This is a genomic window from Phormidium sp. FACHB-592, from assembly GCF_014695795.1.
GTDB lineage: Bacteria > Cyanobacteriota > Cyanobacteriia > Leptolyngbyales > Leptolyngbyaceae > Stenomitos.
This window is the reverse complement of the sequence record NZ_JACJOZ010000032.1, coordinates 17,802-40,695: the sequence shown is the minus strand read 5'-3', so window position 1 is coordinate 40,695 and position 22,894 is coordinate 17,802. Positions and strand designations below refer to the sequence as shown.

Annotated in this window: 23 protein-coding genes; 17 read left to right on the top strand and 6 right to left on the bottom strand. The window is 49.5% G+C overall.

Going from position 1 to position 22,894, the window contains the following annotated elements; genetic code table 11:
• Positions 1-185 precede the first annotated feature (185 nt).
• The 9 genes from H6F86_RS07440 to H6F86_RS07405 all read left to right on the top strand — a co-directional run bounded on the left by H6F86_RS07440 (position 186) and on the right by H6F86_RS07405 (position 9,495).
• Entirely contained in the window at positions 186-2,186 is a 2,001-nt protein-coding gene (locus H6F86_RS07440; protein WP_190447648.1) for a nitrate ABC transporter ATP-binding protein, read from the top strand.
• Positions 2,187-2,302: 116 nt separating this feature from the next.
• Positions 2,303-3,136 (top strand): nitrate ABC transporter ATP-binding protein, encoded by an 834-nt coding sequence (locus H6F86_RS07435; RefSeq protein WP_190447646.1) that lies wholly within the window; start codon positions 2,303-2,305, stop codon positions 3,134-3,136.
• 669 nt (positions 3,137-3,805) lie between these two features.
• The gene (locus H6F86_RS07430) at positions 3,806-4,873 is read left to right on the top strand and encodes an MraY family glycosyltransferase (protein ID WP_190447644.1); all 1,068 of its coding nucleotides are present in this window, start codon (positions 3,806-3,808) and stop codon (positions 4,871-4,873) included.
• A gap of 134 nt (positions 4,874-5,007) precedes the next feature.
• The gene (locus H6F86_RS07425) at positions 5,008-6,297 is read left to right on the top strand and encodes a competence/damage-inducible protein A (protein WP_190447642.1); all 1,290 of its coding nucleotides are present in this window, start codon (positions 5,008-5,010) and stop codon (positions 6,295-6,297) included.
• Between the two features lie 210 nt (positions 6,298-6,507).
• Positions 6,508-6,642: a hypothetical protein gene (locus H6F86_RS32755; RefSeq protein WP_277881262.1), complete on the top strand. Its 135-nt coding sequence runs from the start codon at positions 6,508-6,510 to the stop codon at positions 6,640-6,642.
• 141 nt (positions 6,643-6,783) lie between these two features.
• Positions 6,784-7,239: a type II 3-dehydroquinate dehydratase gene (gene aroQ / locus H6F86_RS07420; RefSeq protein ID WP_190447640.1), complete on the top strand. Its 456-nt coding sequence runs from the start codon at positions 6,784-6,786 to the stop codon at positions 7,237-7,239.
• A gap of 152 nt (positions 7,240-7,391) precedes the next feature.
• Entirely contained in the window at positions 7,392-7,910 is a 519-nt protein-coding gene (locus H6F86_RS07415; RefSeq protein WP_242033413.1) for a glutamyl-tRNA amidotransferase, read from the top strand.
• The gene (locus tag H6F86_RS07410) at positions 7,907-8,095 is read left to right on the top strand and encodes a DUF4089 domain-containing protein (protein ID WP_190447638.1); all 189 of its coding nucleotides are present in this window, start codon (positions 7,907-7,909) and stop codon (positions 8,093-8,095) included. Before H6F86_RS07415 ends, H6F86_RS07410 begins: the two co-directional genes overlap by 4 nt.
• Positions 8,092-9,495 (top strand): AtzE family amidohydrolase, encoded by a 1,404-nt coding sequence (locus tag H6F86_RS07405; protein ID WP_190447636.1) that lies wholly within the window; start codon positions 8,092-8,094, stop codon positions 9,493-9,495. The genes H6F86_RS07410 and H6F86_RS07405 overlap by 4 nt, the downstream gene beginning before the upstream one ends.
• Positions 9,496-9,571: 76 nt before the next feature.
• On the opposite strand, the gene H6F86_RS07400 is transcribed toward H6F86_RS07405, so the two are convergent.
• Both H6F86_RS07400 and H6F86_RS07395 read right to left on the bottom strand, forming a co-directional pair.
• Positions 9,572-9,973: an STAS domain-containing protein gene (locus H6F86_RS07400; RefSeq protein ID WP_190447634.1), complete on the bottom strand. Its 402-nt coding sequence runs from the start codon at positions 9,971-9,973 to the stop codon at positions 9,572-9,574.
• Positions 9,974-10,578: 605 nt separating this feature from the next.
• Positions 10,579-11,799 (bottom strand): HhoA/HhoB/HtrA family serine endopeptidase, encoded by a 1,221-nt coding sequence (locus H6F86_RS07395; RefSeq protein WP_190447632.1) that lies wholly within the window; start codon positions 11,797-11,799, stop codon positions 10,579-10,581.
• Between the two features lie 257 nt (positions 11,800-12,056).
• Here H6F86_RS07395 and H6F86_RS07390 point away from each other — a divergent pair, with 257 nt between their 5' ends.
• From H6F86_RS07390 to H6F86_RS07380, 3 genes are all read left to right on the top strand, one after another.
• Entirely contained in the window at positions 12,057-12,992 is a 936-nt protein-coding gene (locus H6F86_RS07390) for a M23 family metallopeptidase (protein WP_190447629.1), read from the top strand.
• A 183-nt stretch (positions 12,993-13,175) separates the two neighbouring features.
• Positions 13,176-13,916, top strand: coding sequence for a photosystem II biogenesis protein Psp29 (psb29, locus tag H6F86_RS07385; RefSeq protein WP_190447627.1), 741 nt, complete (start codon positions 13,176-13,178; stop codon positions 13,914-13,916).
• Between the two features lie 266 nt (positions 13,917-14,182).
• Positions 14,183-14,284, top strand: a complete 102-nt coding sequence (locus H6F86_RS07380; protein WP_190447625.1) for a PetM family cytochrome b6-f complex subunit 7 — start codon at positions 14,183-14,185, stop codon at positions 14,282-14,284.
• A gap of 35 nt (positions 14,285-14,319) precedes the next feature.
• Here H6F86_RS07380 and H6F86_RS07375 read toward each other — a convergent pair whose 3' ends face one another.
• Positions 14,320-14,862: a hypothetical protein gene (locus tag H6F86_RS07375; RefSeq protein WP_190447623.1), complete on the bottom strand. Its 543-nt coding sequence runs from the start codon at positions 14,860-14,862 to the stop codon at positions 14,320-14,322.
• Between the two features lie 562 nt (positions 14,863-15,424).
• Between H6F86_RS07375 and H6F86_RS07370 the strand changes: the two genes are divergently transcribed.
• The 3 genes from H6F86_RS07370 to H6F86_RS07360 all read left to right on the top strand — a co-directional run bounded on the left by H6F86_RS07370 (position 15,425) and on the right by H6F86_RS07360 (position 18,754).
• Complete coding sequence (locus H6F86_RS07370) at positions 15,425-17,029, top strand: NAD(P)H-quinone oxidoreductase subunit 4 (protein ID WP_190447621.1); 1,605 nt, start codon at positions 15,425-15,427, stop codon at positions 17,027-17,029.
• A gap of 329 nt (positions 17,030-17,358) precedes the next feature.
• Complete coding sequence (locus H6F86_RS07365; RefSeq protein WP_190447620.1) at positions 17,359-17,562, top strand: hypothetical protein; 204 nt, start codon at positions 17,359-17,361, stop codon at positions 17,560-17,562.
• Positions 17,563-17,671: 109 nt separating this feature from the next.
• Complete coding sequence (locus H6F86_RS07360) at positions 17,672-18,754, top strand: folate-binding protein YgfZ (protein ID WP_190447617.1); 1,083 nt, start codon at positions 17,672-17,674, stop codon at positions 18,752-18,754.
• Between the two features lie 59 nt (positions 18,755-18,813).
• On the opposite strand, the gene H6F86_RS07355 is transcribed toward H6F86_RS07360, so the two are convergent.
• Positions 18,814-19,101, bottom strand: a complete 288-nt coding sequence (locus H6F86_RS07355; protein WP_347240099.1) for a (2Fe-2S) ferredoxin domain-containing protein — start codon at positions 19,099-19,101, stop codon at positions 18,814-18,816.
• A gap of 185 nt (positions 19,102-19,286) precedes the next feature.
• Here H6F86_RS07355 and H6F86_RS07350 point away from each other — a divergent pair, with 185 nt between their 5' ends.
• Positions 19,287-19,568, top strand: coding sequence for an HU family DNA-binding protein (locus tag H6F86_RS07350; protein ID WP_190447613.1), 282 nt, complete (start codon positions 19,287-19,289; stop codon positions 19,566-19,568).
• A 163-nt stretch (positions 19,569-19,731) separates the two neighbouring features.
• On the opposite strand, the gene H6F86_RS07345 is transcribed toward H6F86_RS07350, so the two are convergent.
• Positions 19,732-20,652, bottom strand: coding sequence for a RodZ domain-containing protein (locus H6F86_RS07345; RefSeq protein WP_190447611.1), 921 nt, complete (start codon positions 20,650-20,652; stop codon positions 19,732-19,734).
• 274 nt (positions 20,653-20,926) lie between these two features.
• Here H6F86_RS07345 and hppD point away from each other — a divergent pair, with 274 nt between their 5' ends.
• Positions 20,927-22,078, top strand: a complete 1,152-nt coding sequence (hppD, locus tag H6F86_RS07340) for a 4-hydroxyphenylpyruvate dioxygenase (RefSeq protein ID WP_190447609.1) — start codon at positions 20,927-20,929, stop codon at positions 22,076-22,078.
• A gap of 2 nt (positions 22,079-22,080) precedes the next feature.
• Here hppD and H6F86_RS07335 read toward each other — a convergent pair whose 3' ends face one another.
• Positions 22,081-22,713, bottom strand: coding sequence for a CPP1-like family protein (locus H6F86_RS07335; protein ID WP_190447607.1), 633 nt, complete (start codon positions 22,711-22,713; stop codon positions 22,081-22,083).
• Between the last annotated feature and the right edge of the window lie 181 nt (positions 22,714-22,894).

Below are 22,894 nucleotides of genomic sequence, written 5' to 3'. Positions count from 1 at the left end.
ATTGCACGCTCAACGGTCAGCAATCAGTAGTCAGGGGCCAGAAAAAGTTTTGAGTTTTAGTCTAGGCAACGTTTATAAGACATACCCTAGACCGCTTCTCTCGCCCCTCTCTTTACAAATTAAAGCTCTCCCTCTGCCTCCTCTGCCCCTTGCTTCCTATTCCTCACTCCCCACTCCCTACTCCCATGACAACCTTTGTTGCTGTTGAAAAACTTGAGAAAACCTTTTCCCTAGCGAATGGCAATAGCTATGTAGCACTAAAAGGCATTGATTTAGAAATCCGTAAGGGTGAGTTTGTCTCACTCATTGGGCATTCGGGTTGTGGCAAATCAACCCTGCTGAATATGATTGCAGGGTTGGATTTACCGACCGACGGTATTGTTCTGCTCGATGGCGAAACCATCCAACGACCAGGACCTGACAAGATGGTGGTGTTTCAAAACTACTCACTGCTGCCCTGGCTCACCGTGCGTGAAAATATTGCACTGGCAGTGGATGAGGTTCTAGCGTATCTCTCTTCAAAAGAACGTTATGAGATTATTGAGCACCACATTGATTTAGTTGGCTTGCGTCATGCTGCTGATAAGCCTCCGGGTCAATTGTCGGGTGGTATGAAACAGCGAGTGGCGATCGCCCGTGCCCTTGCGATTCGTCCTAAACTGCTACTCCTAGATGAGCCGTTTGGCGCGTTAGACGCACTTACACGGGGCAATTTGCAGGAACGCTTAATGCAAATCTGTGAAGAGAGCCAAGTGACAGCGGTAATGGTCACTCATGACGTAGATGAGGCACTGCTGTTGAGCGATCGCATTGTCATGCTGACCAATGGACCGGAATCCAAAATTGGGCAACTGATGACGGTGGATATTCCTCGTCCCCGCAAACGACTAGAAGTGGTGAATCACCCCAGCTATTACTCAATGCGGAGTGAAATTATCTATTTTCTAAATCAGCAGAAGCGGATTAAACAATTGCGAGCGCGCAAAAAAGGAGCGGTTGCCCGTCATGGTTTGGAAAAAGTCAACCTGGAAATTGGCTTTGTCCCACTTACTGCTTGCGCTCCGCTTGCCATTGCCAAAGAGAAAGGTTTCTTCGCTCATCATGGTCTGGATGAGGTCAACCTGGTGCGTGAATCCAGTTGGCGTGGCATTCAGGATGGCATTGCGGGTAATTATCTTGATGCTGCCCAAATGCCGTCAGGAATGCCAATCTGGCTCACGCTGGGAGGTTTGGAGGGGCGCTCTTTGCCAACTGTCAGTGCCCTAACACTCACCCGTAATGGCAATGCCGTTACTCTCGACAAGCGCTTTTATGACCAGGGTGTTCATACTCTACAAGACCTGAAGCAGATGCTACTGGCTACTCAAGACAAACAGCATGTCTTTGGTGTGGTGCATCCAGCCTCTATGCATAATTTACTACTCCGCTATTGGTTAGCAGCCGTTGGCATCCATCCCGATCGTGATGTCCAACTCAACACCATCCCTCCAGCACAAATGATTGCCAACTTACAAGCTGGTAATATTGATGGCTTTTGCGTTGGTGAACCCTGGAATGTGCGGGCAGCAGTAGAAGGCATTGGTTACACGATCGCCACTGATCTAGAAGTGTGGGATGGGCATCCCGGTAAAGTTCTGGGTGTGCGAGAGGACTGGGCATTAGCCTACCCTAATACTCACATTGCTCTTGTGAAGGCTCTTTTAGAAGCGTGTCACTACTGTATGGACGAGGCAAACAGTGAAGAAATTCGTGAAATTCTGTCTCGTCATGAATACCTTGGCACTGACCTGCAATACATCTATTTGGGTGATCCCAATCCTCACGTGTGCAGTATTCACCCTTCGCCCAAGGAATACGCACATCATCAGTTCTATGGTCAGGGTGTATCGCGCCCCAGCCGGACAGAACATCTGTGGATGATGACGCAAATGGCGCGTTGGGGCGACGTTCCCTTTCCTCGCAATTGGGTGGAAATTTTAGAGCGCGTCTGTCGGGTCAGTGTGTTCAGTACAGCAGCACGGGAACTGGGGTTATCTGATATCACCTACAGTCGAGGGTCGATTCAACTGTTTGATGGCACAACCTTTAATGCCGACGACCCGATCGCCTATCTCAACAACTTAGAGGTCAAACATGACATTTACATGGCAGACGTGCCACTGAATAATGCACTCGCAATATCCTAAGCGACTAAGAAGCGCGATCAGCCGTCAGCGATCAGTTTTTCCTGGCTGCTGATCGCTGATAACCAATCCCAAACAGGTCTTAAAGGTCTTAACGAGCACATTTACCCGTTCTAACAATGCAAACTCTAACCACTCAAACTACCAGACAGGCTCATTCCAAACAGGAACCGTTTCTCGTCATTGACAATGTTTCTAAGGTCTATCCCACGCCGAAGGGCAACTATGTTGTACTTGACCAGGTCGATCTACAGGTTCAAGAAGGTGAATTTGTCTGCGTGATTGGTCATTCAGGCTGTGGCAAATCAACTTTATTGAATATGGTGTCAGGGTTCGCCACCCCAACGCATGGCTCGGTCACACTACACGGTAAACGCATTACGGAACCAGGACCCGATCGCATGGTCGTTTTTCAGGGCTATGCTCTGTTGCCCTGGCTCACTGCCTACGAAAATATTTATCTAGCAGTGGACTCTGTACATCCCAACAAATCTGAAGCCGAAAAGAAACAGATTGTACGAGAACACCTAGCGATGGTTGGGCTGTCAGAAGCTGCTCACAAGCAACCAGGGCAACTTTCGGGTGGGATGCGTCAACGAGTATCGATCGCCCGCGCCTTAGCCATTCGTCCAGAAGTCCTGATTCTTGATGAACCGTTTGGTGCACTCGATGCCATTACCAAAGAGGAACTACAGGTTGAATTGCTCAAGATTTGGAATGATCATCGCTGCACGGTGTTGATGATTACTCACGACATTGACGAGGCGCTGTTTTTAGCCGATCGTCTGGTCATGATGACCAATGGTCCCGCTGCCAAGATCGGCGAAATCTTAGAAATTCCCTTTCCAAGACCCCGCGATCGCGATCGCATCATGGAAGACCCTGAATTCTACAAAATGCGGAACTATATTCTTGACTATCTCTACAATCGTTTTGCACACGATGATGAGTAGCACGATCGCTTTTCGCGACCAAGCTCTTTTCGCGACCAAACGGAGGGGTGACTTGGTTGCCACAAACGAAAGCGATCAGAAGCAAAAGAGAGGCATTACGCCACCACTGAACTGTCTGCTTGGGGTACAGATCCGTGCCCCAGGCACTTTATTTCGCTCGGGCGAGCATCTTTACCGACAAAGCAAGCATCCCGGGGGGCTAATTAACACAACCAGGTAACGCCTCGGCTTTAGCCAAGTTAGCTTCCAGTTACCACTAAGTTTGAGCACGATCGCGCTGTTTAAGAAACGCGGTGCAACTCTTAAACAGAGTCATTGAACCACGGCGATCGCTCACGCAAGCGATCAGTAAGCTAACCTAGACCACATAACGGGTCATTGCATCGTGATATCGCAGCTCAACGCGAGAGGACGATGCTGTTTGTCGTCATCATTCTTGTACTTGCTCTAAGAATAATCCTGAGGTCATCAGAGGGTCATTGAAAAGGTGATTGATTGCTGCTAGCAATCAATCACCTGGTACTGCTATAAACGCAAAGCTACGCTTAGAATCAGTTATAAACTTAGGGAGCATCAGATCGCTTAGAAAGTTGGATTAACAACTTTGCTAACTATTATCTGAAGTGTAGTACACTCTGCCTGTCGCTTATCCTCGACCTACTCTTCCAGATGCCTGATCCTCTTTATAACCTTGTTGCTTTTCTGGCGTCCTCTTTAGTAGTTATCCTGACGACCCCGATCGTTAAGAAAATTGCCCTGAAGAGCGGACACTTTGACAAACCGGGCGGTAGAAAAATTCACAAACGTCCGATGGTTCGTCTTGGTGGCGTTTCCATTTTTCTTGGCACCCTTGCAGGGCTACTGCTTGTATGGTGGACGGGTGGCTTTGGCGTTCTGTCGCCGGAGAAAGAGTACGAGGTCTGGGGTGTCACGATCGGCGGTTTAGCCTTCTTTTTGATTGGGCTGGCGGATGATCTGTTTAACTTGTCTCCCGTTACCCGGTTGATTTTACAAGCGATCGTGGCAGGGCTTGCCTGGAAAGTCGGCGTTCAGATTGACTTTCTCACTATTCCCGCGATCGGTCTGGTGTCTTTGCCCGATTGGGTGAGCCTGCCGATTACGATCGTCTGGCTGGTGGGCATGGCAAACGCCATCAATTGGATTGATGGACTTGATGGTCTGGCTGCGGGTGTAAGCGGTATTGCTGCGGTTGTGATGTTCATCGTGTGCGTCTTTATGAAACAACCTGCCGCTGCGTTGATTGCTGCTGCATTGGCGGGTGGTGCCCTAGGGTTTCTCCGCTACAATTTCAACCCTGCCCAGATTTTTATGGGTGATGGTGGCGCTTACTTCATGGGCTTCTCACTAGCAGGCATTGGAATCATCGGTCTGGTTAAAGGTGTCACGACTGTAGCGTTGACGGTCGCCGTTGTTCTGCCTTATTTAATTCTGGCAGTCCCCATTCTCGATATGTCAGCCGTCATTTTCGATCGACTCAGGCGGGGTAAGTCGCCTTTTGTTGCAGATAAGCGTCATTTACACCATCGCTTGCTTCAGGCTGGTTTGTCTCAGCGGCTTACGGTGCTCTTTATTTACTCACTTACGCTTTGGGTGGGCACGCTAGCATTGGCAATATCTGGGATGCCGAGTGGTCTGGGTTATGCGATCGGGGCAACCGTGCTCTTAAGTTTCATTGGCTGGCAGGTGTGGAAAACAGCTCGTCAGTCGCAGGCTTAGGGAGCCGAACATTGAAACTGGCATTAAATTTAGGCTCGGCTTGAGGGTCAACCTTTTTACTCCAAAGCTTAAAACTCCCCTTGGTTCGACAATAGGGAGACCAAACCGCAAATCGTCCCCTATGCTTTAACGTGATGTCTGAGAGTGTGGAAAGCAAGAGCACGGACAAGAGTGCGGAGATTATCTGTGTTGGCACAGAACTGCTGCTAGGTGACATTCTCAACAGCAATGCCCAGTTCTTGGCACAGGCTCTGGCGCAGTTAGGGATTGCTCACTACTACCAGACTGTGGTGGGAGATAATCCGGCACGTATTAAAAGTGCGGTTAACCAGGCGGGCGATCGCTCCCAGCTTCTCATTTTTACAGGCGGTTTGGGCCCAACGCCTGATGACTTAACTCATGAGACACTGGCAGCCTGTTTCAACGTGCCCCTGATCGAGCATCCTGAAATTCTCGCAGACATTACTCATAAATTTGCTCAACGAGGGCGCGTCTTTACTGAAAACAACCGTAAGCAGGCGCTACTGCCCGAAGGTGCATTGGTGCTGACAAACGAATCAGGCAGTGCCCCCGGCATTATCTGGCAACCGCGACCTGGGCTGACTATTCTCACGTTTCCTGGGGTGCCAGCAGAGATGCAGCGAATGTGGCGCGATGTTGCCGTTCCCTATTTGCAAAGCCAGGGTTGGGGTCAAACGACAATCTACAGCCGGACGCTACGGTTTTGGGGTGTTTCTGAATCAGCACTGGCAGAGAAGGTGAATCCCTTCTTCGACCGCCAAAATCCGACTGTTGCTCCCTATGCCAATCATGGTGAGGTGAAACTGCGAATTTCTGCACGTGCTAGTTCAGAGGCAGAGGCGCAACAGTTAATTGCACCTGTAGAGCAGCAGTTGCGCGAACTTGGTGGCTTGGATTGCTATGGTGCAGACAACGATTCGCTTGCGTCGGTTGTGGGTGCACTGCTGAAGACAACCCAAACGACTCTTGCCGTTGCCGAATCCTGCACAGGTGGCGGTTTGGGCGCGATTATTACGTCAGTTCCAGGTAGCTCCAGCTATTTCTTGGGTGGTGTCATTTCCTACGACAACGCTATCAAAGTGCAGTTGCTGGATGTGAGTGAACACGACCTAAACGAGCATGGTGCCGTCAGTGATACGGTGGCAAAAAAAATGGCGGCTGGTGTGCGATCGCGCCTGGGCACTAGCTGGGGGCTTAGCATCACGGGTGTTGCTGGACCCGATGGCGGCACTGATAGCAAACCTGTTGGCCTGGTTTACATTGGTCTCGCTGGACCCACTGCGGTGCAAAGCTTTGAGTATCGGTTTGGGGCGTCGCGTGGGCGAGACTGGATTCGTCTACTGAGCACTGCTACTGCACTTGATTGTTTGCGACGGGAATTATTAATAAAATTGGATCAATAGCGCGATCGACTTGCTTATTTACAACGTTTGATTAAGACTTAGAAGATGCACTCATAATTTACAGGCTCTACACAGTTTCTTTCCGGACTGTTAACTAACTGATAAATTGGGTACAATTTGAAATAAGTGACCAGGCTACAGCCGTACTGCGATCATGTAACTGCAAGGCGTGAATGACGGCGAAGCTATAGAAAAGGAGCGATCTGTTCGATGGATTACCTTGATAAGGTGCTTGAGAAGGTGAAGGAATGGGCGCGTAGGCTCGTAGAGGCGATCTTGGGTCCCGAAGGGCAGCCAGAAGGTGAGCTGATTCCGATTCCCGTAAAAGATTCCCCACGTCGCTAATTATCAGCGCTGTCACTACTGCGTGGTAGGGTCTTTCATGTCTAGGCTGGCTGCGATGCCTGCTTGGAAACGTATGACTTGAGATAACCGCGCAAATGTATTTTTAAGAAACAATCAGCTTTGTGAGGAAAGAGGCTTCGATTGTTTAGTATTTTGGTGCTTCATGGACCAAACTTAAATTTATTGGGTCAACGAGAGCCAGGTATTTACGGTTCGTTGACGTTGGAAGCGATTGATCGACAGCTCGAAGAAGCTGCGGCAGTGCTTCAAGTAACGGTTTCATCGCTTCAGTCTAATCATGAGGGTATTTTGGTTGATGCCATTCATGATGCGCTTGAGCAATACCAGGGTATTTTAATCAACGCGGGCGCGTACACGCATACCAGCATCGCTCTGCGAGACGCGATCGCAGCAGTGGCACTCCCTACAGTTGAAGTGCATCTTAGCAACATCTATCGTCGCGAACCATTCCGTCATCACTCATATATTGCCCCTGTAGCGATCGGTCAGATTAGTGGCTTTGGTGCTGACAGTTATCGCTTGGGTTTGCACGCATTAGTGCATCATCTGAAACAGCTTGAGCTGTCAACCGGCTGAATTTAGTTCACGTATCACGGACGAAGAAGTCTTAGGTGGAGTATTAGAGTTGCATCGACCCTACGCGATGTGCAGCTAATTTACCCTCATCGCTAGACCCATCCCCTACATAGCTTAAAAAGCAGCATAGGGAGAACCAGGAACTTAGGAGCTTGCCAAAATTCTACGTGCTGGTGTTATTGATACAGCAAATATGGTTCAATCGGGGGACATTAGTTACGGCGGCTGATGCACGTATGAACCCGACTCGAATGAAAACAACAGTTGATCTTGCCGTAAACGGTACGCTCATGCGAGGGCTTGAACTAAGCGCCAATATGGCTCTTGTAGAAGCTGAGTTTGTGCGAGAAGCGTTTACAGAGTCCTCCTACCGTTTATGGTCAATTGACGATCGCCATCCTGCCATGCTGCGAGTTAGCACCGGTGGCGTAGCGATCGCGGTCGAAGTTTGGGCTGTGCCTGCCAGCAAGGTCGCCGTTTTGTTGCTGTTAGAGCCGCCCGGACTCTGCATCGGTAAAGTGCGACTGGCAGACGGCGAAGAAGTATTGGGCGTTATTGGTGAGCCAATTCTCTGTGAAGGTAAGCGGGAAATCACTGCATGGGGCGGCTGGCGTGCTTATATTGCTGATCTAGCTGGTCAAAAACAGGCGATCGCTGCGGAGGCAGTATGACTGAGCCATCACCTGACCCAGCCATGCTCGTCGACCAAATGGCAGCGTTGGTAGGATTATCGCTCCAGCCAGACCATCAACCTGGCGTGATCGAAAATTTTGTTCGCATCACGGCGATCGCGCAGCTCATTACTGAGTTTCCCTTGCCAGAGGAGATTGAAATTGCTCCCATTTTTGAACCATGAGCCAAGACTATCCAGATGCTACCAGCATTGCCGCCAGCGTGCGGAGCCAGGAAGTTTCGGCAAGGTCAGTTGTAACAGCAGCCCTAGCACGCATTGTTAACCAGAACCCTAGCCTCAATTGTTTTACCAGCATCCTTGCGGAGCAGGCATTGGCGGATGCGGAGGTGGTGGATCAGGCGATCACTCAGGGCAAAGACCCCGGACCATTGGCAGGTGTGCCCTTTGGGGTCAAAGATTTATTTGATATTGCAGGGTTAACGACTCTGGCTGGCTCCAAGATCAACGCTGAACGCCCGCCTGCAACACGGGATGCCACCCTGGTGACACGTTTGAAGCAAGCAGGCGCAATTTTGGTTGGCGCACAGAACATGGACGAGTATGCGTATGGCTTTGTCACCGAAAACAGCCACTATGGTGCCAGCCGCAATCCCCACGACTTGCAGCGTATGACGGGCGGCTCCTCTGGTGGCTCAGTGGCTTCCGTTGCAGCCGGATTGGTGCCCCTTAGCCTTGGGTCGGATACAAATGGTTCGATTCGCGTACCTGCCTCGCTATGTGGCATTTTTGGGCTAAAGCCAACTTATGGGCGGCTCTCTCGTGCAGGGACGTATCCGTTTGTCCACAGTCTGGATCATTTGGGTCCCTTCGCTCGATCGACCCGCGATCTAGCCCTTACGTTCGACCTGCTTCAGGGCACGGATGCGGATGACCCAGCCTGCACCAATCGCCCTCCCGTTGCAACATTACCTGAACTCACTAAAGGTATTGATGGACTGAGGATTGCAATTGCGGATGGCTACTTCACTAAAGGGGCAGAACCCCATGTGCTGGCTGCTGTAGAAGCCATCGCTACTGTGCTTGGTGCAACACGACAGATCACAATCCCCGAAGCCCATCGCGCCCGTGCCGCTGCCTTCATCATCACTGGTTCTGAGGGCAGCAACTTACATCTAAACGACTTGCGCCAGCGTCCCCAGGATTTTGATCCTGCTACCCGCGATCGCTTTCTTGCTGGTGCGCTCATTCCAGCAAGCTGGTATTTGCAGGCACAGCGGTTTCGCAGTTGGTATCGCGATCAAGTCCGTGCGCTCTTCAATACGGTCGACATCATTCTTGCGCCTGCCACTCCATGCTCTGCACCATTAATTGGTCAAGCAACACTGGTGCTCGATGGAGAAGAAATGCCTCTACGACCGAATATAGGGCTTTATGCCCAGCCGCTCTCTTTCATTGGCGTACCGATCGTTGCTGTACCAGTTCAGTGTCCAGGCGGTTTGCCGATCGGCGTTCAAATTATTGCTGCTCCTTACAACGAAGGACTGGCGTTACGGGTTGCCGCGTTCCTAGAGTCAAAAGGCGCTGCTGCAGCTCCTGTACCAACATGGAAGCCTCTTAAATAAGGTAAGCGCTCTTACCCCTGAACATTAGAGAGGCTATTCCAAGCAGACGCCTTTTGACCCTCCGCAGCAAAGTTGTTCAACTTGCTAGCTTTAAGGCATCAATCTGTGTTGCTTCAATTTCGACTTTAGGCTGCCTGGGCACTTCAACAGTAGCCCTTTGCATCTGAACGTAGGCAGCAAATTCGTCAGCATCAGCAAGTATGGTAACGACCTGGTCTAAGCCAGTTAGCTCAAACAACATTCTGATTTGCTGACTCAGAGAACAAAGAAATAACTTGCAACCCGATGATCGCACTAACTTCAGCGCCTTTACAACTGTAAGAAAATTAGCGCTGCTCATTGATGGAATGCGTTCAAAATCGACTAAAACGATCGCTGCATTTGATGCAATAGCTTTTTTGATTTCTGTAAGAAACAGATTGGTTGCAGCAACGCTCAAAAAGCTTGATGGTTTGATCACTCGAATTGCAAAGCTCATAAACACCAGTCCACTATAGGTAGTAAAAGTTGTAACTCAAATTCACTCTAGGAAGGCATTAGCAAAGTTTTCAAATGAGTTTACCTTTGCCAAATTGAGTGAACTAACTATCATTAACCCCAAGCGCTAGTAGTGCCCTAAAGCGGTGCCATTAGTTGGTTAATTCTAATGAAATTCTATGCTGCTTTCGTTTTGTAAATATCCATCTGAAGAAAGAACCTAGACTCTTTGATACTATGTAACCTTGTAGCGGAGCGTACCAGCCGTTGCCTTCATAACAACTTCACAATGTTAGGAAGCTCCTTGGTTGGAAGCCACTTTAGCGCTGATTTAAACAGCAGTAATTGGAACGATAGACTTTTAGTTATGCTTTGTATCTAGAAGCTAATGTAAGGCTACTTCAAGTCTGATGTTGGAATTGTATTGAAAGTAGCAGTGCGATCACGTGTGGTTTTGAACAAGTGATAAACAGTCAAAGAAACCGTTTTTGAGCAAGAAGATTCTAAGCAAAAAGGTTGCTTTGGTTTCAAGACAAGCCGATTGGCGTACCTCTATACTGCTCTTCTGTACTGCTCTTTAGAGATCAGGAGAAATTAGACAGCGCTTTAAGATTTAGCTGGGAAGATCGCCGGTTTAAGTTGAAGCGTGCGGGTTTGTCCATCGCGACTAATTTCAACTGGCAAAGCCTTGCCGATCGCGCTGGACTCGACTTGTTCCTGAACGGCTGCGGCTGTTTTGACCGGCTTTCCATTCACCTTCTGGATAATGTCGCCCTGGCGTATGCCTGCTTGTGCGGCTGGAGAATTGTCAAAAACACGCACAATGAGGACACCTTGATCCTGTTTAACCTTCAGTTTGGTCTCACCATCCTGGTTGATTTCTTTGCGTAAAGCAGGCGTGAGATCCACCATTTGAATCCCCAGGTACGGATGCTCCACTTTACCTTTGGCAAACAGCTGGTCAGCCACTCGTTGTGCTGTTTCGATCGGAATGGCAAAGCCCAGCCCCTGAGCATCGGCACGAATTGCTGTATTGACACCGATCACTTCGCCCCGATCATTAAGCAGTGGTCCACCCGAATTACCAGGATTGATGGCAGCATCGGTTTGAATGAAGCTAACACGCTTATCTGGCACCCCTACTTGAGAACTGGAACGCCCTGTTGCACTGATAATGCCTGCGGTGACAGTATTATCCAGCCCTAGCGGATTGCCAATTGCGATCGCCCACTCGCCAGGAGTCAAGTTGTCAGAGCGTCCAATCCGCACGGTTGGCAGTCCAGTTGTATTGATCTTGACTACTGCCACATCCGTCACGGCATCTGAGCCAATAACACGACCCTCGAAGGTGCGACCGTCTTTCAGCGTTACCTCAACGGTGTCTGCCCCAGCTACCACATGGGCATTTGTCAGCAGGCGACCATCACCACTCAAAATGAAGCCTGAACCAGTGCCACGCTCAACGCGCTCTCTAGGCACTGGCACATCATCGCCAAAGAAGCGCTTGAAAAAGGGGTTTTGAAGCGCTTCAGGAAGATTGTTGACCACTTTACGAGACGCATCAATACGGACGACAGCTGGACCCACTCGTTCCACTGCTGTGGCAATGAAATTAGCGCTGCTTGACTTGTTGTTCGGTTCATACGGGGCTAAAGCGGCTGTTTGACTAGCTTGCTTGGGGCTTGGCTGCAACACGGCTGGTACATCCGCCGGACTAAGTTCAACTTGCTTATGAGGCAAGAAATATTGGCTCCCTAAAACCCCTACACCGCTCCCGATCGCCAAGAGCGAAACGTAGGTTGCTAACTGCTTCAGCGAGAGATTCATAGTTTTATCAGCTAACAACGGCAGTACTTAGCGCGAATGCTCAAAGCATGAGCAATCAGCGCAGGCAATTAATATGGGCTTATTGTAACCATGTTCTCTCTTCAAGCCTCTCGTCGTCCCCGCCCTTCTCCTTCTGGTACCGCCATCCGGATTGCGATCGCGCTACCAGAAAAGCCATAAAAGTGACGCGATACAGTAGAAGAGCAGCAGGCACTTTTGCACGTCCTTTTGCACGTAAACGTTGGGAACCTGGCAGTATGAAATGCTCTCGCTGGTTAGCAATACTTTTCGTCTGTAGTGGCATTACATTGGCAGGAGCAGCAGATGCGCGATTGCGCCTTCTTGCACAGACTGCTTCACCAGAGGTATCTGCGCCTACTTGCGCGCCGCCTGTCCTCTCACGGCTGGTGCGTCACAAAGTTGCTGCGGGTGAAACATTAGACAGTATTGCACAGCAATATAATCTGATTCCATCGACACTGATGGGGTTTAACCCTGCGCTTCGTAGTGGCAAGGCTCCGCTTGGTGCTCAAATTTTGGTACCACCCTATAACGGCATCCGTGTCGAGCTGAAGCCAAATCAGACTTGGCGCGATGTCGCAAAAACTTACAATGTACGACCGGATGTCTTGTTTGAGGTTAATGGCTGTCAGGCATCGCCACGTGCAGTTTTTGTACCAGGAGTCAACTGGTCGCCTGTGGCGACTGCCGCTGCCAAACCTACCAGCAGCCCGCCCGGAAGTATTCTGAACAATTACCCTCTGGCAACAAAACCGTCGCGATCGGCGCTCTTGCTGAACTACGGTTGGGGTATTCAGCCTCTTACTGGCAAGGTTGGCTTTCATAGCGGCATTGACCTAGCTGCTACCGTTGGCTCGCCAGTGCTGGCAGTCGCAGATGGTACGGTTGCTTTTGCGGGTAGCCAGAGTGCTTATGGCACTCTAGTTGTCATCAACCATGCAGAGGCACTGCAAACCCGCTACGCCCAACTCGCTACCCTCAAGGTCAAAGTAGGGCAGGTTGTGAAGCGGGGGCAAACGATCGCCACTGTTGGTAGAACCGGAAACCCCAGCACAACAGAACCACATTTGCACTTTGAAGTCCGATCGCGCTCCGCATTAGGTTGGGTTGCCGAAAACCCTGAGCCATATGTTTTAAGGGCAGTGTCGCGATCAAATCAGGCACAAAAGTGAGTCGATCAACATGAAAAAGAGTTGTTGAAAAATGAAGAGTTAAAGAAGCGGCATTAAGCGGCTTGTGGAGTGCGTTTTCGGCTAACGATTGGGTCGCTTGCAGCCTGCCTGTTTTCTACAAAGCTTGGCAAACGCCTCGCCAAGCGCGAGAATAGAAATAGTTCTGCTCTATTTCAACTTGCTGTGAATAACGTCCGCACCGTCTCAGACACTAAGAGAGCCTTCTACAACACTCATACTCGTCCGATTAATTCAATCTACCGTCGTGTGGTAGAAGAACTAATGGTCGAGATGCATTTGCTGACGGTCAACGTAGACTTCCACTACGATCCTTTCTATGCACTGGGCATTTTTACCGCGTTTCATCGGTTTATGCAGGCATATCGTCCTGAACAGGACATAGCCTCTATTTTTGATAGTCTTTGTAAAGCGTTAGAAGACGACCCTCAACGCTATAGGCATGACGCAGCGCGGTTAGAAGCACTGGCAAGTCGATCGTCCGCCGAAGAAATCTTGGCATGGCTAGAGCAAAAACACCAAATTGCAGAGTTTGATGATTTGCAGGAGCAGGTACGTGCGATCGCACACAATCCGACATTTAAGTACAGTCGGCTCTTTGCGATCGGGCTGTTTACCCTGCTGGAAATTGCCGATGCCGCTTTAGTTAAAGATGAGACTCAACGTGTCGCGGCGCTCAAGCGTGTGTGCGCTGCCTTAAACGTTTCGGAAGATAAGCTGCAAAAAGACCTGGAACTGTATCGCAGCAACCTTGAGAAAATGGCACAGGCGCAGATTGTGTTGGAAGATGTGCTGAAAGCAGACCGTAAAAAGCGAGAAGAGCGTGAGCAAGCGAAACTTGCTGCCAAGACTGCCAGCCCTGCCGATTCAACTGAGGCTAAAGGCGAAGCAACTCCAGGCTCTTAGGCTGAACTATTGCCCACTGAATCCTCTAGCTTGCTGCAAGTGCTTCAAATCTAGGAGACAGAGCTAGAGGATGAGGGTTAACCATTTGGTATTTCAAATATGTAGCCTTTAAGCCTGCCTGTAATCATCGCTAAAGTGATGTGCCAATCTGGTTTAGAATGCCCTTATGAGCAATGTAGCGACGACCCCTAGGGATTAACCATTATTTCTTGTGTTACTTGCGATCGTTGCCTAGAAAATGTCATTACAAAGGAAGAGCGAGACTAATGAGTGAGATCTTAAGTACTACTTTACTGCTCCCTGTCTTAGTGCTGGTCGGTCTTAGCGCTGGCTTTTTACTGCTGAAGCTTCAGGGTGGCGAAGAATAGTAATAATGAGCAAATAGCTAAAATTCTGCGTTTGCCTACGGTTGACTGATGGTTTGATGGGTCTCTGGCAAAGTACCAAAGACCTGTTCAACAATTTGTTGGGTTTTGCGATCGAGGCGGTTCCAGTCTACCGCCCCCGTTTCCTCAAAGAGGTCAGTATCAATGCTGACTGTTTGACTGCTGCTAGTTTCCCCTAGAGCGTGAGTTATTCCGCTTGCAGCGTCGTAGTCTTTAAAGCAGATTTGGTAGCAAAGATTCCAGAGGTCAACAGTGACCCGCTGATCAGCTTTTTCAAGGTGTAGATGATAACCCGTATGAGCTGAAGGCAGTTGTGCTAAAGCGGCTTCGATTGCAATTACATCCTTGGCTGAGGCGCTCTGAAGCTTTGCCTGAAGCTGCGTGACTTGAAGCTTTACGTCATCACTTACATCTTCAGCCCAAAGCGGCACATCTTCATATGTCCCTTTCCATGAAGACTGTTCAAGCCGCTTGCGAAGGTTGTCAATCAGTCGGATAAACGACGGCTGCATCAGTTGCTCTGCTTGCTGCCAGGTTGCTACATCTGGGAACTTTGGCATAGTCAAATCGCTCAAGCGTCAGTTCGCTAAATTGTATCTTCCGTAACGACACAAGACACCCGGAATAGAGAAACTGCTCAAAGTTTTGTAACGAAATCGCAACAATTGGCACAATCAAAAACGATCGCCCAACAAAGAGCTGTAGTGCTACAACGCCCTAGATAAGAGCGTCACGTCGCTTTTGTAGAAGGCAAGCGTACCATGGAGCAGAAAGATTTCTCCAAAAAGCGTCACATAACAGCTGACAAAGTTTAATTAACTTAATAAAGTGGGGTAACATGACCAATAGGTACAAATTCTTATCAATTGTCTGTTTAACACGTCTGCTTAGTCTGTCACGGAGACATCCGGTGAGCGCTATCGAAGGTTCCAGCTTCATGACCTTAAGCGAATCGCTTCGCATCTGGCGTTCACTGCTCAATTATCAACTGCAAGCGCGTCTGGTACTATCCAGTCCTCCACTTGGATAAGTGGGCTTCTCTGCGGATTAAGTTTGGGTCGCTGCCGTTATTCAGCAACTCTAAGGCTCTTTAATTCCCGCAACATCGAGTAAGTTCTCAAGATGGATACTCAATTCCCTTGGCTCACGATCGCTACCCTGCTGCCTCTTGCTGCCTCTCTCTTTATCCCAGTGCTGCCAGACAAGTACGGTAAGACAATCCGATGGTATGCCCTTTCCGTTGCTTTGATTGATTTTGCACTGATTGTCTACGCATTCTGGCAAAACTACGATTTTCAGAACCCTGATTTTCAACTGGTTGAAACGATCAACTGGATTCCGCAAATTGGCTTGCATTGGTCTTTAGCCGTTGATGGCATCTCAATGCCGCTGGTGTTGCTATCCGCTCTCGTAACAACGCTGGCAATCCTTGCCTCCTGGAAAGTAACAGAAAAGCCACGCTTGTTTTACTTTCTGATGTTGGCAATGTTTAGCGCTCAGATTGGGGTGTTTTGCGCCCAAGATATTCTGCTCTTCTTCCTGATGTGGGAGCTAGAGCTAGTGCCTGTCTATATTTTGATTTCGATTTGGGGCGGTCCAAAGCGCCTCTATGCAGCGACTAAGTTCATTATTTATACGGCAGTCGGCTCTATCTTTATTCTGGTGGCTGCCCTAGCAATGGCGTTTTACGGTGGCAATGTCACCTTTGATATGCGCGAGTTGGGTCTAAAAGACTATTCGCTCACCTTTGAACTGTGTGTTTACGCCGCTTTACTCATTGCTTACGGGGTAAAGCTGCCTATCTTCCCGCTTCATACGTGGTTGCCCGATGCTCATGGCGAAGCTTCAGCGCCTGTTTCAATGATTCTGGCTGGCGTACTCTTAAAGATGGGTGGCTACGCGCTGATTCGCATGAATATGGAAATGCTGCCGAATGCTCACCTTTACTTCGCTCCACTGCTAGCGGTTTTGGGTGTTGTCAATATTGTTTATGGCGCGATCATCTCATTCGCACAGCAAAACTTGAAGCGTCGGATGGCGTATTCCTCGATATCTCACATGGGCTTTGTACTGTTGGGCATCGCCTCCTACACAGAGATTGGTCTTAGTGGTGCAGTGTTGCAAATGGTGTCACATGGGTTGATTGCCGCTGCACTGTTTTATCTCTCTGGTGTTACCTACGATCGCACCCATACACTAGCTTTGGACAAGATGGGTGGCTTGGCAAAATCAATGCCAACTGTCTTTGCTCTCTTTACGATTGGCTCAATGGCATCGTTGGCGCTCCCTGGCATGAGTGGGTTTGTCGGCGAACTCGGTGTCTTCCTGGGCTTTGCTACTAGCGATTCTTACACTGATACATTCAAGACAGTTGTTGTATTGCTCTCGGCAGTCGGGCTGATTATTACGCCTATTTACCTGCTCTCAATGCTACGGGAGATGTTCTACGGCACGGAAAGCGAAGACTATAAGGGTGAAGCGTTGCGGGATGCCAAGCCCCGTGAAGTCTTTATTACAGTCTGCTTGCTGTTGCCTGTGATTGGGATTGGGCTTTACCCCAAGGTACTTACTCAGATGTATGACGTGAAGACGGTTGAGATTGCCAGCCATGTGCGATCGGCAGTATCGACAGTAGCGCATCAGCCGCTAGAGATTTTGACACAGGTGTCTGCAACGCCACAGTTCAAGCCGTCGGCAACATCTGAATTGCTTGGCATCGTGAAGTAACAACCCATCGAAATCTCTTCTTCTGGTACGTTACAGCATCGTTTAACGTACCCTACAACTGAAATTTTGCAGCCCGGGCGATTGAAGGCAATTGTCCGGGTTTTTACGAGCAATGTTAGAGTCGTAGTGGTAAGCGTAAGGCGCAGAGTGTCAAATATTCCCACGCCAGAGCAGAAAACGCAGTGTTTCAATCTCTGCGTTTGGTTCAGTAAGCTGTATTTACCTGTCAATGTCGTTCGTATTGATGAACGAACCGGTAATATCTTTTTTCTTGCGGGCGAAGAGAATATTCTTGAGATCTATCCTAACGGCAAGTGGAGGTACGTAGGATGAGTGAACCTAATTTCCAGGCAATGAGCTGCAAAGAACTTCATGCTTATGTGCTGGCTCACCGAGATGATCAAAAAGCATTCTATGCTTATGTCGATAAGCTATACGCGGAGGCTACCTGGGTAGAAATGCCACCGTTGCAATCGGTAGAAGAGTTAGAGCACTACCCCGAGTTTCTTGAGCATCTTCGCAAAAGTGCCTAACTACATAATCAAGCTGTGTAGCACCGCCTTGCAGTAGTGGCATGAGTATGGCTGGCAGTGAGCGAAGAGTACCTGTTGCTGCTAAACACGAACATTATTGAGTTGGCTTATGACTGAGATGCGGGCAATTCAGATACAGCAGGGTGCTGTTTTTGAAGATGGCAGTACGAAGGAAAGTACGGTGCCGTTGAGTTTTGGTAACGACACAGCAGCCGTACAAGCAGCTCGATCAGGTGTAGCAATGTGCGATCGCTCCCATTGGGGACGTATTCAGCTTGGGGGTAGCGATCGCCTCAGCTTTTTGCACAACCAGAGTACAAACGACTTTAAACGTCTAAAACCAGGAGAGGGCTGCGACACCGTTTTTGTGACGTCTACCGCTCGCACGATTGATCTGGCAACTGTCTACATTCTGGACGAAACAGTTTTAGTGCTGCTTTCTCCCAATCGCCGCGAAGCGTTGCTCAAATGGTTAGATCGCTACATTTTCTTTGGAGATAAGGTCACGCTGAACGATCTGACAGAACAAACGGTTACGTTTAGCCTGATTGGTTCAGAAAGCACCGCCCTTTTACAACGCTTAGGGGTGGACGATCGCTCCAAGCAGCCTTACGGTAGTCACTGGCTTGCGACCTTGTCGGGACAGACTGTACGGATTGCCCTTGGCAGTGGTTTAGCGCTGGAAGGATACACTTTAACGGCTGATCGTGCGAGCGCGGCAACGGTGTGGCAGCATTTAACAGATGCCAGTGCCCTACCGCTTGGCGATCGTGCCTGGGAGCGTCTGCGTATTGAGCAGGGAAGACCTGCCCCCGACCATGAACTGACAGACGACTATAACCCTCTAGAAGCAGGGCTGTGGCAAACCATTTCTTTCAATAAGGGCTGCTACATTGGGCAAGAGACGATCGCCCGTCTGGATACCTATAAAGGCGTAAAGCAGCAGCTTTGGGGCATTCGTCTAAGCAATGCTGATGCAGGCACTATTGCAACAGGTACTATCATCACGGCTGAAGGCGAAAAAGTTGGGACACTCACCAGCCTGGCTAAAACAGAACAGGGCATCGTTGGACTTGCCTATATCCGTACAAAAGCAGGCGGCGCTGGCTTACACGTACAGGTTGGTGAGGCAGAAGGCGATCTCGTAGACGTACCGTTTGTAACGCACGCTCGGTTGGAGGATCGTCCGTAGCTAGCAAGCCATAATAATTCTGTGGCATTCTATTCACCCTACACCACCCGTCTAGGTCTTTAGGTCTTTGGGTCTTTAGGTGAATTTTCATGGAAATGCGGTGACAGCATTGCCCTGATTGGTTGACCACCTCGCAAGTGACGCTCTACAACCGCAGGCACCTCTTCTGGCTGCACCCGACAATACCAAACGTTATCAGGTAAGACCAGCACCATTGGTCCATTACCGCATTGTCCCAGGCAACCCGTTTGTTTGGCTGTGTAGTCGGGTACTGGATGCGTTTGAAAGGCAGTCAATACCTTAGCGGCACCCTGGCTAAGGCAAGTGCGATTCTGGCAGATCAGCACGCACTTCTGGTTGGCTGACGATTTCGTAAGAGGCGATGAGGGCAGCATCGGCTTGCATAAAGATGAAACAAATGGGGTAACGAGAATGGTCAGCACGATCGTCTAATCTTGACTGAGTAATTAAACTCTTGCGCTTTCAAAAGCCTCAAGTATAATCACAGCAAACATTGTGAGGCTTTTAGGACATGAATAAGGGTGAACTCATTGATCAAATTGCGGCAAAAGCTGATGTCACCAAGAAAGATGCTGACTCTGTACTAACAGCCATTCTAGAAGTAATCCTTGATGCAGTGGCAGCTGGTGATAAAGTGACGCTGGTTGGCTTTGGCACTTTTGAAGCCCGCGATCGACAAGCACGGGAAGGTCGTAACCCTTCGACTGGCAAGCCAATTCAGATTCCGGCAACCAGAGTACCGGCGTTCAGCGCTGGTAAGGTCTTCAAAGAGAAGGTGCTTGAGAAGGTTTAAAGAACAACGTGCATTGAAGGTAGAAGGCTCTGCTGCTCATACGATAGCAGAGCCGCTTTTGCGGATATGTTCGATTGCATCTGGTTTGACTCATCGCTTTCAGTCGTTTTTCCCAACTTGAGCTTAACCAGCATTCGTTGCCAGCCGTTCAACCGCAGACAATTTAATTGGTTGAGGCTGATTTTGCTGGAACCTTCGGAGGAAACTCCGCATCTTTCACATCACCAAGCGCTCCCATAACTTTTGGCTCACCCTGATTATAGGAAACCAACACTGCCCCAGCATTACCTGATTGCAGCACTAACGTCTTTTTGGCTTGCCAGTTTTTTTGTTCCCCTTTCTTAAGAATGCCTTCAAACTCTACTTTGCCGTCTGCGATCACCTGAAGCCACGATTCTTCGCCAATAAGCTTAACTGCCACTTGCACTGGTTTAGTCGTTCCATCTGCTGCAAGATTAGGGGCTGCTAACGTCTGGCTGGCTGACGTGATTGGGGTAGGCGATGGATTGGCAGACCCCTGAGAAGACAGTGCAGGAGCGGACGACACTTTTACATCAGGCTGCGGTACAGCGCTTACAGACTTAGGCTCGACTGCCACCGGCTGCGAATTTTGAAGTCTTGTTTCAGCTTGAGGGCGACTTAATACAGCGGCTAGACCAACCCCCAGTAAGAGTACAGCCCCTGTGCCTAGCAACACGAAGGGAAGGTTTGAACGTTCTGCTCGATCGCGCCCCTCATGGGGCTCAGGGAGCGATTCCACTCTAGGTTTTTCAATGCTATCGAGACGTTCTGGCTCTGGTGCTTTCCGTTCGACTACAAATGATGGCTGCGGTGTAAAGTTTTTTGCTAATGCCGTACCATCTAGCCCAATCGCGTCTGCATAACGGCGAATAAATCCCTGCACAAAAACTGGTTCTGGTAGCCGCTCAACGTTTCCCAGCTCCAGGGCTTGCAGAAGGCGCAATGGAATGTAGGTTTTGACTGCGATCTCATCTAAAGAAATAGCTTGTTCCTGACGCTCTCGCTGGAGATAGTCACCAATAGTTTTGAGTTGCTCCACCTGAGCGGTATCGAACTCCTTCATGGCTCTTTCCTACAATCCTTTAAAACTCACGTTAGCTCTGATGTTAATACAGTCTATTAGCACTGCGTAAACCGCAGTCATGGTGAGATAGATGCAGACTTTAGCACTGGCAGTATGATACGGAAAGACATGAAGAAATGCAAAGAGGACGCAAGGAAACGTAAACCTTACTGCTCAGGGTGCGAGTGGCATTGCAACTAAAGAAAGACCTGAAAAGGCTGATAACCAGAGAGAATTGACACTCGGAAGCGTACTTGCCTGAATGCCAAGCTTTATGAAGATTGACTACGTCTGCTTTAGTGTCAAAAATGCGATCGCGACTCGTGACTGGTTCATACAAAACTTAGGCTTTCGCTCTGTAGGCAGCGGTATGAGTGACGATCAGGCGATCGAGATTGTTAATGCTGGTAGCATTTACTTCGTCTTTTGTACGGCTCGTAATGAAGCTAGTGCGGTTGCTACATTCTTACAACACCATCCACCCGGTGTCTCTGAACTGGCATTTTGCGTGCCATCGATCGAGACAACGCTCAACCATGCCCTGCAGCAGGGAGCAAAACTGCTCCAACCACTGCAAACTGAGGTGCAGACACATGGCAGCTTGCGATGGGCAACGCTGGCTGGCTGGGGTGACTTGACCCATACCTTTGTAGAGCGTGTTGGTAGAACGTCACTCCTGCCTCAGGCTGTGATGCGTCATGATGTGCTCCTGCCTCAGCCGTTTGCAAGAGACGAGGTGTGTGCGCTTGCTGAAACAGCCGATGCACACTACGGTTTCTTTTCCAGCATGGATCATGTTGTGCTCAATGTGGCAAGGGGCGATTTGGAACAGGCAGTTGCCTGGTATGAGCGGGTTTTAGGCTTTCAACCCCAGCAGGGCTTTGAAATTCAAACTGCTTATTCTGCCCTTTGTAGTCGCGTCCTGCGCCATCCGTCAGGCGGGGTTCAGTTGCCAATTAACGAACCAGCCTCCTCCAACTCACAGATTCAAGAATTTCTAGATCTGAATCGCGGCTCTGGCGTACAGCATATTGCGTTGGAAACCACTGATCTGCTGGGAACGATCGCTCACCTGAGACAGAAGGGCTTGCCGCTGCTTCATGTGCCTGCAACCTACTATGCTCAGTTACGACAGCGACCTGGCTTGACACTGACGCCCACGATCGTCCATCAGCTTGAGGAGCAGCAAATTTTAGCCGATTGGCAGGACAAAGCAGAGTCAGCAGTGTTGCTTCAGACCTTTACGCAACCCATTTTTGATGAACCAACGTTCTTCTTTGAGTTGATTCAACGACAGGCGATTCGGTTAGCTGATAGCACTGACGATCGCTCTCAGCGGGCACAAGGGTTTGGTGAAGGTAATTTTCGTGCTTTGTTTGAGGCGATCGAGCGCGAACAGATGAAACGAGGCAGTTTAAAGCGTTAGCCCTAGCGTAGAAAACTGCTGACCAGCCAAAGGACAAAAAACGTGACTACGCTCACAAACGCATTCAACGTCAGACGAAAGCTACCAAGAAGGCTAGCAATTTGCGTTGGCAAGAGTGCGTTGAGCGCGCCTCCCACCAAAAAGCCAACGAATAGCCCCGTTAAGCCCAGTAAGACCGTTCTGCCCAGCTTACGCTCTTTGCGATAGAGAAAATAAAAGGTGGCACCCATCCCTAAAATTAATGCTAACTGCACTACATTGGCAGTCGGCGTTAGGACAACCCAGGCGCTGAGTGCTGTCAACACCCCAGCGGGTATCAGCACGTCAGTTCGGCTGGGCGTATCAATTAATCGCTGAAGCCATGCGGAACCCTGGCTTGCAGGTGCGGATGGTGGGGTTGATGGTGGTGGCACCACTTTTTCGGGAAAGCGAATGCGGTCAGGCACCTTAATCTTGCCTTCCTGCCGTAAGCGCAACCGATCCATTAAAACGGCATCATAGGCAGCTTCGATGCTTTCTAGCTGCTTGCGATCGCCCTGATGTTGAGCAAACAACCGATTACGAGCATCTTGAATTTCCTCAAAGCTAGAAGCCTCTGTCACCCCAAGCTGTTCGTACGAATTTTGGCTACTCATTGTCTGCGTCTCCACCTCTGTTCCAAGCTAACTCAGTCTGATACCTGTTCACAAGCCTTTTAAGAATCGATCGTAAAACCTTGGTGCTGTTTAGCCTGGATGTCGATCGTCCGACTGTTTTCCCTGTTTTTCAGCAAAATGCCGATTGCCCAAGACATACCAGCAAGGTTGAGCCATACTA